We start from the raw sequence: 12259 nt of genomic DNA on the forward strand, positions 1-12259 counted from the left end.
GAATACCGGCCTGTCACGCCGGGGGTCGCGGGTTCGAGTCCCGTCCACTCCGCCACTTATTAGAGAAGCCCTGCTAGAAATAGCAGGGCTTTTTTACATTTGAAGAAAAGTGTTTTCTCCTCAATTAATGATGGTATTAAACGCTCTCACTACTTCGATACATATTAGAAAGCCTAGTCTGACGACTAGGCTTTCGTCGTTTCCAGCACCTGAGTTTATTATTCGTCTTCGAGTTTTGTACAAGCGTTTTTCGTTGTACACGAACTCTGATATTTCGACACTTATTATCAAGCTTTGCTCTCTCTAACAGCACTTGATTACGTTAGTTGATATTTGTCGGCTATTTATTCGATGATTAACTTTTCCAGAACGTCTCGAGAGCTCTATTTCCTACTACTTTGAACTGGCTGATAAAAGCTGCCTCGTTTTTAATAACAAGATTTTTTTGGTCGGTAACTCTGCTATATCCCTTCTACTTAATAGATGGATCTACAGGCAGTTACGTGAACTCCCCGGTTATAACGGTTTATAGTTGGAACATTGATGGCTATTTAATTGTTAATTCAGTGTGACTTTAAGTGGGTATCTGTCTGCGGGTAAATATCTTTAAACGCCTTCTCTCAAGGTGATCTCCATTTACTCTTGAGCTTCTAGGTGTCACTTTTCTCTATGACTCATCTCGAACCTCTTATAAGGACTTGTTTATAAGAATGGTAAAACTACGTACAGACACAATTAAAGTTGTTCTCCGTCTGTTTGAGAAGCTCAGTTGAGCAATTTCATGGTTAGTTGGTTTGTTAGCATTGGGTGGGTAAGGGTTTGAGGCGTTTGGTTTATAGCTATTGTAGAAGTTATCTATGGATAAGTAACAGATACAAAAAAGCCGATGCTAGGCATCGGCTTCGTTTGAATCGCTTAGACTTAAGCGGGTTGAACTAGAGCGAGCGCTTTACGAGAAACCTCGTGAGCTGCTTTCGTTAAGTTTTGCTTCTCTAGTGCGTCAGATAGGTATCCGTAATCTGAAACATTTGAACGAAGTGCTAGGGCTTTCTCAAAGTGGCTTTGTGCTTCCGCCCACTTCTGCTCTCTTAAGTAGAACTGAGCCAGCGCGCTGTGTGCTTCTGCATTACTACTGTCTTTACTGATTACACGTTCTAGCATGACCACTACTGGGTGGTGATCGGCTAGGTTCAGCTCTGGAAGCAACATGTAGAGTTCATTTGACCCACTCTTTGCAATGTTCTCTTTGATCACAGTGAAGGCTTCTGAATCAGCTTTACGCGCGATAAGTTGCTTCACAAAGCAGGATACAAGGTGCGAACTTTGTTTCTGTTTTCTTGAAAGCTTGTTCCAATGGCTGATTAAACCTTCGCTACCTTGCTGTTGTGCCACATCATGAAGTAGCCCACATTGTGCTTTCTGTTCTAATTCACGTTGCTCATCAGCTGTTAGAAGTTTGTTCTTAACTAATTTAGGCGTTAACTCTAGTAATGGCTGCCATAACTTCAGTTGCAAGTAAGTGGCTTTTAACAGGCCAAGTACAGCAGTGTTATTAGGGTATGTGCCTTTTAGGGTGGAAAGTGTATCGAATGCAGCTTCGTAGTTTGACTCACTGATTTGCTGTTTAGCTTTTGTTAGCTCAACCGCCAGTAGAGAGTCGTCCTGTTGGCTAGCAAGCTCGATGTACTTATCACGCTCACTCGTATTACCTTGCTCGTGTGCCGCTTGAGAAGCGACTAAATAACAAAGTAGAGGCATGTCGTGATGGTTAGCCCAACGCGTTACTTTCTTCTCAGCGCCTTTCCAGTCACCTTCAAGCAGCTTGATGATGCCTTCATTGGTATAACGACGAGAGCGTTTCAGTTTACGAACACTGAACCAATTCCAAGTTGTCGAGCTTGCGTACATAAGCTTTTTAAATAGGTACTCTAAGCCGAATAGAGCCGCTAGAAGAGCGATGACGAAGATAACCAGTGTTGTCACGCTCATCTCAATGGTCTTATTCGCAATTGAGATCAGAACGTAGCCTTGTTGACCTGAGAACTGAGTACCAACAATTAACCCAGCACCTAGAACGAGAAAAAGAAAAATCCAACGAATCATTATTTTTCCTCCGTGGTCATAACGGTGACTTCACGACGTAGGCGCTCACGTATCACATCTGACAACTCATTTTGAGATTCAAGCTTTACAGGGTATTTCACAGAGATGTTCTGTTCACTTAGCTGTTTAATCGCTTTCTCAAATTCAATCACTGAGTTGTTATCTTGGTTTAGATACGCTTTCGACCACTCGCTAGCGGTATTAAGAGCTGCGCTATAGAGTTCACCTTGTTCTTTGTAGACGGCGCGAATTGCGGTTTCTAATTTTCCTTTGATGTTTTCACGCAGGTAGAAGTGCTGTTCTGGTGATAGTAGAGGGATAACTTCGCCATCACGACTGCGGAATGTGATGAAGTTTTCTGAGAAGTCTTTCATCGACGTCATCAGGTTGTTCTGCCAATCATTAATATCTTGCGATACCGCTTTTTTCTCAACAGCCGCAGCTTCTGGAAGAATCGCATTGGCAAGCGGCAGTGTATCGACTTGCTGTTGGAGACTTGTGATACGTAGAACTAAGCCGTCACGGTCGATCAGAGGAATGGTACGAAGCTTGGTAATGTCATTGGTCATTGATTGACGCAGTGACACTAAGCTCGGGTCATTCAGTGCTGCGATACGTTGATCGGCACTTTCCATTAACTTGGTTGCACTAACGGCATCATGCTCTAGGAACAGTTTACGTCCTGCTAGTTTCACAAGGTAATCGGCTTCGGCAAGTAACCAGTCATTCGGGCGGCGACCTTTCACGTCAGCGACTGCTAACTGCAGGCTTTGAATACTCTTCTGCTGTTGAGACTGTACGACCTGAGTTTTCTCCACCGCGTGTGAGGCTTCTTGGATAGTCTCTTGCTTGATGGTTTGTAGGTCTTTATTTACTGCAGATTGGGTATTTTGCAGTTGAGCTTGAAGAGCGGCGATTTGAGCCGAGTACTCAGCGCTCTTTTGCTGCATTTGAAATGCGATACCACCACTGAAGATAATTGAAATAGCGATCGCAATAGCGCCTAGTTTGACACCGCGCTTACCTTGCTTTTCTGCTTTCTCTATTTGCTCTTTATGCTCAGCTTGAGGCTGCTCATTTTTAGTGGTGTTTGAGGCAGAGGCATCAAGCTTCTGTTCAGGCTGTTTTGTCTCTGTAGAGTCAGCTTTTTCGTTTTCAACAACTACTGGCTGAGTGTCTTGTTTGTTTTCAGGTTCAATATGCTCATTATTTTTTTTGCTTGTCATGCTTATTTCCTGTTTCTAGCTAGGGCCGGAGAGCAGCCAGTAATATTTGGTTCGTAGCACTGTGAGTATTGGTCACGTTCGAAAAGCCGAGTTGTTGTGCTCGTTCTACAATGCGCTGGCTTGGGACAAATAGATGTCTTGTTGAAAGCCAAGCCAAATACTCATCAGGGGTAATTGAGCAGATATACTCCAATTGTTCCTGACTAGTGATGACAACTTTGGACGTTTTTTTGTTTATCCATGTTTGATAGGTATTGTGATCGCTAATAGGAATATATTCTCTACGGTAGGTCTCACAATAAGAGACTTGTGCACCTCGATTGAGTAGAGAATCTCTAATGAGCTCACGCCCACCATTACCACGTAGTATCAAAATGGACTTATTTTCTACGCCATTAAGTTCAGTAAGTTTAAGAAGATGTTCACTATCACTAACTTGAGGGTAGTTTACTTTTTGTTTACAGACTTTGCTTAAAACGTGCGCAGTTTTTTGACCAACGCCAAGATAAAGCGGCGAAGTGGGCCAAATGGATGAGGTTTTCGAAAGGATGTTTTGGGCAGCTGTCACGGCGTGGTGACTGACTGCAATAATGATATCGCTGTTGTTAAGCTGGGTGCTTAAATCCGCAGAGTTTGGATTATCAACGATACGAATCAGCGGATGATGGATTGCTTGAATACCTTCATCCGCTAGTTGTTGGCAAAGCGATTGTCCCTCTGAACCGGGACGAGTCACCAACACTGTCATGATTATTCTTGGTCAGCGTAGAGCTTGGTTAGGATTTCTCTTGCACCATCATCCAGCAATTGATTTGCCAGAGTCACGCCAAGTGCTTCTGCATCTTTGCGAGGGCCTGAGATCTCACCACGAACCATCTTAGAACCGTCAGGTTCACCAACTAATGCACGTAGCCAGATGTTGTCGCCATCTAATAGTGAATAGCTACCGATAGGCACCTGGCAACCACCTTCTAGAGTAAGGTTCATTGCACGCTCGCAAAGTACGCGATCAGCCGTGTCTTTGTGGTTCAGCGGCTCAAGAAGCTTGATTAGACGTTCATCATCTAGACGGCACTCAATACCAACAGCGCCTTGGCCAACAGCAGGTAGAGACTGTTCTGGTTCGATGAAACTACGAATACGCTCTTCTAGCTCTAGGCGCTTAAGGCCTGCAGCAGCCAGCACGATCGCATCGTATTGACCATCATCGAGTTTACCTAGACGAGTACCAACGTTGCCGCGCAGCTCTTTGATGATGAGGTCAGGGCGGTATTCTAACAATTGGCATTGGCGACGCAGGCTACATGTACCTACGACAGCACCTTGTGGGAGTTCGTCGATGTTGTTGTAAGTGTTTGATACGAAAGCGTCACGCGGATCTTCACGCTCACAAATCGTTACCAGACCTAGACCTTCGGGGAAGTCGACAGGTACATCTTTCATTGAGTGAACGGCTAGGTCAGCACGACCTTCTAGCATTGCTACTTCAAGTTCTTTAACGAACAGTCCTTTACCACCCACTTTAGCAAGCGGAGTGTCGAGGATGATGTCACCTTTGGTCACCATAGTTACCAACTCAACCTCTAAACCAGGGTGAGCAGCTTGCAGTGCATCCCTTACAAAGTATGCCTGCCAAAGGGCAAGAGGGCTTTTTCTGGTCGCGATACGGATTGGTGCTGAATTTGTCATGGTGTTTCCGATATAGGTTCTGTAATAGCCTAATCCTACCATTATGAGGCGAGAATTCTTACTGTTTGATCATTCCATACTTTGATAGCTGAGAGATTTTCATGAGTTCACCAAAATAGTGTGATTGGTATCTCATTTGAAACATGGGCTATTATTAGAAATAGTCAATAAAGAGGACACTACGGCGCCGTGAGTTTAACTTTCTGTCATCAAGGAATTGACCAGTATGACGGGTTCCTTTGCTTTACCATTAAGGGTGAAAGTGTTAAATTGATCACGTTTTGTTGCTCCTTTCGTTCAGTAACTAAACAGAACTGCACTTAACCTCAAACCAAGGACTTACCTTGCAGGCTTACACTCAAACTTTGATTCAACGATTAGACAATCTAAATCAGCAGCGCATTGATCGTGCGTTGGCGTTGATGAATGTGCAAGGCCAGCGAGTATTCAACCTTATTCCCGCACTGCTTCACTTCAATCACCCGATGATGCCTGGCTATTATGACCAACAAGTTCCTTTTGGAATTCGTAGCTTCACGCTTAATCAATTCCAAAAGCAATTTGTCTCTGATACCGAATTAACGTTGGGTGGCAAACTCACCGAGACTGATGAACCTGCAATCCTTGGTTTGTACACCATGGGCAGTACTTCTTCTATTGGTCAAAGCACTTCAAGTGATCTTGATATCTGGGTGTGTGTTTCCCCGGATATGGATGGCGCATCTCGCGATAGCCTAACCAACAAGTGTTTGCTGATTACCGATTGGGCTGAAACCTTAGGGGTTGAAGCGAACTTCTTCTTGATGGATGAAGAGCGTTTCCGTTCGAATCATTCAGAAGAGATGACCGGCGATAACTGTGGTTCTTCACAGCATTTATTACTGCTTGATGAGTTCTATCGCTCTGCGGTTCGTTTGGCTGGTCAACGTTTGTTGTGGCAAATCATTCCGCCAGAAATGGAAGAGTGTTACGACGAGTATGTTCAAGGTTTGTGTCAGGATGGCTATCTTGATTGCTCGCAGTGGATCGATTTCGGCAAGCTGAATCGCATTCCCGCTGAAGAGTACTTTGGTTCAAACCTGTGGCAGCTCTATAAGAGTATCGACTCCCCGTATAAATCGGTTTTGAAGGCGATCCTGTTAGAAGCCTATTCATGGGAATACCCAAACACCCAACTGCTGAGTATTGATACCAAGCGTCGCTTCTTCGCGGATGAACCGGATCTGTATGGCATGGATAGCTACTATCTGATGCTTGAAAAGGTAACGCGCTATCTAGAACGCATTAACGACCACACTCGGTTGGACTTGGTGAGACGCTGTTTCTATCTTAAGACCCACGAGAAGTTGTCACGAGATGCGGGCATTGGCTCTGTTGCGTGGCGTCGTGAAGCCTTAACCGAGATGACTAAGTCTTGGAATTGGGGACATGAAACCATTGCTGAGCTCGATAACCGCCGTAACTGGAAGGTTGAGCAGGTTAAAGTGGTGCACCATGCATTACTTGATGCCTTGATGCTGAGCTACCGTAATCTGATTCAATTTGCGCGTCGTAACGACATCACTTCGGCAATCAGCCCACAAGATATCAGTATCTTGGCACGTAAGCTTTATGCCGCGTTTGAGGTATTGCCAGGTAAAGTGACACTACTGAACCCGCAAATCTCTCCGGATCTGCATGAGCCAGATTTGAGCTTTATCGAGGTTCGTCAGGGTCAGTCGAATAAAGCCGGTTGGTACTTGTATAAGCAGCCTCTGGTTGCACACCGAATTCTTGGCCAGCCTTCTCTTGAACACCATGAGTACTTGAGTAAGTTGGTAGCATGGTCGTTTTTTAATGGTTTGATTACTGAGTCGACGCGTTTGCACTCTGTGGTACGTGACGCTCACATTGATATCGATAAGTTCTATCAAATGGTGAGCGACCTGCGTAATACGTTTTCTTTGCGTAAGCGTCGCCCAAGTATGCAAGCACTGGCGAGCCCGTGTGAGATAAGCCAATTGGCAATGTTCATCAACTTTGAAAATGACCCGACGTCTGAATTAAGTGGTCGTGCATTAAAAGTGGATCTTAAGAACGCCGATATCTTCAGCTTTGGTGAAGAAGGTAAGAGCTTAGTCGGCAGTGTTGACTTGGTTTATCGTAACTCTTGGCATGAAGTACGTACGCTTCATTTCCAAGGTGATACGGCAATGCTGGATGCGCTGAAGACGGTACTTGGCAAAATGCACCAAGATGCGCTGCCACCAGAGTCGGTTGATGTGTTCTGTTACAGCAAAAACCTGCGTGGTGTGATGCGTAACATGGTGTATCAACTGCTTGCTGAGTGTATCGATTTACGATTGAAACCGATTGAACCTGAGAAGCGCCGCCGCTTTAAGGCTATTCGTTTAGCGAATAAGATGTTTGGTCTGTTCTTCGAGCGTCGTGGTGTATCGGTACAGATGTTGGAAAACTCGGTTGATTTCTACCGTAGTATCTCAACCAACAAGCTGAAGGGCTCACCTTTATTGATGCTCGACAAAGAGCAAGAGTATCAGCTGCCAGAAGTGGTTGATGGTTTTGCGAGTGAGGGCTTAATTCAGTTCTTTTTCGAAGATACCGACAAGGGCTTCAATATTTATGTATTGGACGAGTCGAATCAAGTTGAGGTGTATCACCAATACAGCGGTGAAAAAGATGAGATGATCGCGAGCGTGAATTCTTTCTACACGTCGGTAAAAGATGAGTCGAAGATGTCGTCTAAGTTGATTAACTTTAATCTACCTCAGTACTACCAAATCGTTCATCCTGAAGAAGGCAATTCCTACGTTGTGCCTTATCGTAACGATGCAACTTTAGCTTCTCGGAGCTCAAAGATAGTTAACATCTAGTCTTACTAAGACTGATTGATATTAAAAAAGGAGTGATTGATTCACTCCTTTTTAGTTTTGCTTACAAATGATTAGACCCAATCGATCTCTTCACCTGCGTGCTTCACGCATTCTTCTTTAACCATCTCAAACAGCTCCATGCCCGTCTTTGAACATGTCCACTTGTCGTCAACTAGCTTGAAGTGAAAGCCACCAGATTTAGACGCTAACCAGATTTCTTTCATTGGTTCTTGGCGGTTAATGATGATTTGGCTGCGGTTCTCAAACTCCAGCGTCATCACGTTACCAGTCACTTCGTAATCAATATCTGCTTCTGATTCATCGATAGCTTCTTCGATGTTTTGCATCTGTATATCGACCAGCTGATGAAATTCAGTCTCGTTCATCCTTTCTATCCTATTGCTTTTCCTGAGTGTGGTGCGATTATAGGGGGCATTGAGTTAATAATCACGATATGCAAAATGAAAAAATTAATTACTGCTCTATTTATGATGTCCGTTATTGGACTTTCTGGTTGTGGTCAAACGGGTCCTTTGTACGATCCTGATGAAGTTCAGCAAACCGAACAATCACAATAAGTGAAAACACGCAGAAATCGTTATTTATAAGGGATAAGAACTTTGGATTACTTCAACTATCAGGAAGATGGCCAGCTTTGGGCTGAGGACGTCGCACTTTCACAACTAGCAGAGCAATATGGTACACCGCTGTATGTATATTCTCGTGCAACATTAGAACGCCACTGGAATGCGTTTGATTCATCGGTTGGTGAGCATCCGCACTTGGTGTGTTATGCCGTTAAAGCTAACTCGAACCTTGGCGTATTGAATACTTTGGCGCGTTTGGGCTCAGGTTTCGATATCGTTTCTGGCGGTGAGCTAGAGCGTGTGGTTGCTGCCGGTGGCGATCCAGCAAAAGTTGTATTCTCTGGTGTCGGCAAAACAGCCGCTGAAATGAAGCGTGCGCTTGAGTTGAACATTAAGTGTTTCAACGTAGAGTCTGAACCAGAACTAGAGCGACTGAATAAAGTAGCTGGTGAGCTTGGTGTTAAAGCGCCGATTTCACTGCGTATCAACCCAGACGTTGATGCCAACACTCACCCTTATATCTCTACTGGTCTGCGTGATAACAAGTTTGGTATTGCTTTCGACCGTGCTCCTGCTGTCTATGAGTTTGCAAAAACACTCGATAACTTGTCTATCCATGGTATTGATTGCCACATTGGTTCTCAGCTAACGGATATCGAACCTTTCATCGATGCAACCGATCGTCTGCTTGCGCTGATCGACCAGCTACGTGCTAACGGTATCAACATCAAACACCTTGATGTCGGTGGCGGCTTGGGTGTGGTTTATCGTGATGAATTACCGCCACAGCCTTCTGACTACGCGAAAGCTTTATTGGCTCGCCTAGACAATCATTCTGATCTAGAGCTGATTTTCGAGCCTGGAAGAGCGATTGCTGCTAACGCTGGTGTATTATTAACGAAAGTCGAGTTCCTCAAGCCAACAGAGCACAAGAACTTTGCCATCATCGATGCAGCAATGAACGACCTAATGCGCCCAGCACTTTACCAAGCTTGGCAGGATATTGTTCCTGTGAGCCCTCGTCAGGGTGAAGCCGTGACTTACGATTTGGTTGGCCCAATTTGTGAGACAGGCGATTTCCTAGGTAAAGATCGTGACCTTGTTCTTGAAGAAGGTGATCTGCTAGCAGTTCGTTCAGCGGGCGCTTATGGCTTCGCGATGTCATCTAACTACAACACTCGTTCGCGTGCGGCTGAAGTGATGGTGGATGGCGATAAAACTCACTTGGTTCGTCAGCGTGAAGAGCTTACGAGTCTGTGGGAACTTGAAAACATTCTTCCGGAGTAATTTTAAGCGTTATGCACTTCCACTTTTCTAAAATGCATGGTTTGGGCAATGATTTCATGGTCGTGGACTGCATTACTCAAAATATTTTCTTTTCTCCAGATTTGATCCGTCGTTTGGCGGATCGTCACACTGGCGTGGGCTTTGATCAGCTACTTGTGGTTGAGGCTCCCTATGATCCAGAAACTGATTTCCATTACCGCATATTTAATGCGGATGGCAGTGAAGTGGAGCAGTGTGGCAATGGTGCACGTTGTTTTGCACGATTCGTTCGCATGAAAGGCTTAACGAATAAGTACAGCATCAACGTCAGCACCAAGAAAGGTAAAATGGTTCTCAAGATTGAAGAGAATGACCTGATCACGGTGAACATGGGTATTCCTGAATTCGAACCCGGTAAGATTCCATTCAAGGCCAAGCAGGCAGAGAAGACGTATATCCTAAGAACGGATGTACACACCTTATTCTGTGGTGCGGTAAGCATGGGTAACCCACATGTGGTGACTGTGGTTGATGACGTCGATACGGCTGATGTGGACACCTTAGGCCCACTACTTGAATCACACGAACGTTTCCCTGAGCGTGTTAATGCTGGCTTTATGCAGGTCGTTAACCGTGAAGAAGTTCGCTTGCGTGTTTACGAGCGCGGTGCGGGTGAAACTCAGGCATGTGGCAGCGGAGCGTGTGGCGCAGTTGCAGTGGGTATCACTCAAGGCTTACTGGCTGAGAATGTGAAGGTTCGTCTACCAGGCGGTGACTTACACATTAGCTGGCAAGGCCCGGGTAAACCTCTGTTTATGACCGGCCCTGCAACGCATGTGTTTGATGGTCAACTTTCTTGCTAATAACAACCCAAAACAAATAGATTCATAAAAATAAAGGATAGGTTTTGTCTTACGTTGAAGCCGACGCACTCACCGCAGAAGTGGTCGCGGAATATTTACGTGATAACCCAGATTTTTTCCAAGACCGAAAAGATTTGGTTGATCGCCTTGCTATCAATAACGTTGAGCAGGGCGCTGTTTCTCTGGTTGAGGTTCAGCTTAAACGCCAGCGTCATCGAATCGAAGAGCTTGAAGAAGAGATCACTGGCTTGATGTCATTGGCGGCAAATAACGATAAAACCTTCTATGAGTTTATGGATCTGCAAGCGCAAGTGCTGAAATGCAGTGACTTTATGCAGGTGATAAAATCCGTTGAACAAAAAGCGTTAGATCTTGGGCTTAAGGCTCATGTTCGAATTCTTTCGCAATCTGGCTTTTATCAGTTGAGTGCTGAGGGTTACTCTAAGTTTTCGCTTAACCATTTCAATGGCAAAGATGCTTATCTTGGGCGCTTGAGAAAAGCCGACAGACACGATTTGTTTGGTGATTATCCAGTTCCAGAGCTAGGCTCTTATGTAGTACTACCGCTTGCTAAGCAGTCTCCATTGGGTTTGCTCGCCTTTTCTAGTGAAGATGGCGGACATTTCCAACCCCATATGGATACGCTCTTTTTACGCCATTTAGCACTTGTTGTCGCTCATTTGGCGGACACCTTACCTTGGCAGATAAATAATGAGCCTAGAGCCCAAAATACCTCTTCCTAACAGCCTGCAAAAGCCACTTTCTCGCTTCTATGAATATCTCAGAAGCGAGAAGGGACTCAGCCTACACACCCAACGTAATTACAAACAACAACTTGAAACCATGGCCGGTCATTTAGTCACGCTCGGGCTAAAGGATTGGGGTCAAGTCGATGCGGCGTGGGTAAGACAACTTGCTAGTAAAGGCATGCGTGAGGGAATGAAGGCGAGCAGCATTGCAACGCGCTTATCTTCACTGCGCAGCTTCTTTGATTTCCTTGTGTTGCGTGGCGAAATGACCGCCAATCCAGCCAAAGGGGTCTCTGCACCTCGCAAACAACGTCCTTTGCCTAAAAACCTCGATGTCGATGAAGTGGGTCAACTGCTTGATGTGAATGAGGACGATCCATTGTCGATTCGTGATCGAGCGATGATGGAGGTGATGTATGGTGCTGGATTACGACTCGCGGAACTGGTCGGCATCAATCTGAAAGATGTGTTGGGTCGACAAGGCGAAATCCGAGTGATTGGTAAAGGCGACAAAGAACGCAAAGCGCCTTTTTCTGGTTTAGCTAAAGAGTGGGTCGATAAATGGCTCAAAGTTCGTGGTGAATTGGCTTCTCCGGGTGAAAGCGCGCTGTTTGTCTCTAAGCTCGGGACTCGTATCTCTCACCGCAGCGTGCAAAAGCGCATGGAAGAGTGGGGTAAGAAGCAATCCGTCGCGAGTCATATTAGCCCGCATAAACTGCGTCACTCCTTTGCAACGCATGTGCTTGAATCGAGCCAGAATCTTCGTGCTGTTCAAGAGTTGCTTGGACATGAAAACATCTCGACGACCCAAGTGTATACCCATTTAGATTTCCAACACTTAGCACAAGCTTATGATCAGGCTCATCCGAGAGCTCGTAAGAAGAATAAAGATTAGATTAAAGG

The 12259-nt window shown here is 45.2% G+C and carries 11 protein-coding genes; 6 read left to right on the top strand and 5 right to left on the bottom strand.

Going from position 1 to position 12259, the window contains the following annotated elements:
* Positions 1 to 921 precede the first annotated feature (921 nt).
* The 4 genes from MSG34_RS23215 to hemC are packed head-to-tail and all read right to left on the bottom strand — an operon-like array spanning position 922 to position 5018.
* The gene (locus MSG34_RS23215; RefSeq protein WP_248339523.1) at positions 922 to 2103 is read right to left on the bottom strand and encodes a heme biosynthesis HemY N-terminal domain-containing protein; all 1182 of its coding nucleotides are present in this window, start codon (positions 2101 to 2103) and stop codon (positions 922 to 924) included.
* Positions 2103 to 3329, bottom strand: coding sequence for a uroporphyrinogen-III C-methyltransferase (locus MSG34_RS23220; RefSeq protein WP_248339524.1), 1227 nt, complete (start codon positions 3327 to 3329; stop codon positions 2103 to 2105). Before MSG34_RS23220 ends, MSG34_RS23215 begins: the two co-directional genes overlap by 1 nt.
* Before the next feature lie 19 nt (positions 3330 to 3348).
* Positions 3349 to 4077 (bottom strand): uroporphyrinogen-III synthase, encoded by a 729-nt coding sequence (locus MSG34_RS23225; protein ID WP_248339525.1) that lies wholly within the window; start codon positions 4075 to 4077, stop codon positions 3349 to 3351.
* Positions 4078 to 4079: 2 nt separating this feature from the next.
* Complete coding sequence (gene hemC / locus MSG34_RS23230; protein ID WP_048610790.1) at positions 4080 to 5018, bottom strand: hydroxymethylbilane synthase; 939 nt, start codon at positions 5016 to 5018, stop codon at positions 4080 to 4082.
* Positions 5019 to 5362: 344 nt separating this feature from the next.
* Here hemC and MSG34_RS23235 point away from each other — a divergent pair, with 344 nt between their 5' ends.
* The gene (locus MSG34_RS23235; RefSeq protein ID WP_248339526.1) at positions 5363 to 7891 is read left to right on the top strand and encodes a class I adenylate cyclase; all 2529 of its coding nucleotides are present in this window, start codon (positions 5363 to 5365) and stop codon (positions 7889 to 7891) included.
* Positions 7892 to 7962: 71 nt separating this feature from the next.
* Here MSG34_RS23235 and cyaY read toward each other — a convergent pair whose 3' ends face one another.
* Positions 7963 to 8277 (bottom strand): iron donor protein CyaY, encoded by a 315-nt coding sequence (gene cyaY, locus MSG34_RS23240; RefSeq protein ID WP_048658898.1) that lies wholly within the window; start codon positions 8275 to 8277, stop codon positions 7963 to 7965.
* Here cyaY and MSG34_RS23245 point away from each other — a divergent pair.
* The 5 genes from MSG34_RS23245 to xerC are packed head-to-tail and all read left to right on the top strand — an operon-like array spanning position 8257 to position 12251.
* Complete coding sequence (locus MSG34_RS23245; RefSeq protein WP_017061011.1) at positions 8257 to 8469, top strand: lipoprotein; 213 nt, start codon at positions 8257 to 8259, stop codon at positions 8467 to 8469. The two genes, cyaY and MSG34_RS23245, sit on opposite strands and share 21 nt — an antisense overlap.
* Before the next feature lie 42 nt (positions 8470 to 8511).
* Entirely contained in the window at positions 8512 to 9765 is a 1254-nt protein-coding gene (gene lysA, locus MSG34_RS23250) for a diaminopimelate decarboxylase (protein WP_017061012.1), read from the top strand.
* An 11-nt stretch (positions 9766 to 9776) separates the two neighbouring features.
* On the top strand, positions 9777 to 10607 hold the full coding sequence (dapF, locus tag MSG34_RS23255) for a diaminopimelate epimerase (protein WP_050634945.1): 831 nt from the start codon (positions 9777 to 9779) through the stop codon (positions 10605 to 10607).
* Between the two features lie 44 nt (positions 10608 to 10651).
* Entirely contained in the window at positions 10652 to 11350 is a 699-nt protein-coding gene (locus MSG34_RS23260) for a DUF484 family protein (RefSeq protein WP_248339528.1), read from the top strand.
* Positions 11319 to 12251 (top strand): tyrosine recombinase XerC, encoded by a 933-nt coding sequence (xerC, locus tag MSG34_RS23265; RefSeq protein WP_019825207.1) that lies wholly within the window; start codon positions 11319 to 11321, stop codon positions 12249 to 12251. Before MSG34_RS23260 ends, xerC begins: the two co-directional genes overlap by 32 nt.
* Positions 12252 to 12259: the final 8 nt, after the last annotated feature.

Origin of the sequence: Vibrio sp. 1CM2L, assembly GCF_023161695.1 — a bacterium.
Taxonomy (GTDB): Bacteria; Pseudomonadota; Gammaproteobacteria; order Enterobacterales; family Vibrionaceae; genus Vibrio; species Vibrio coralliirubri.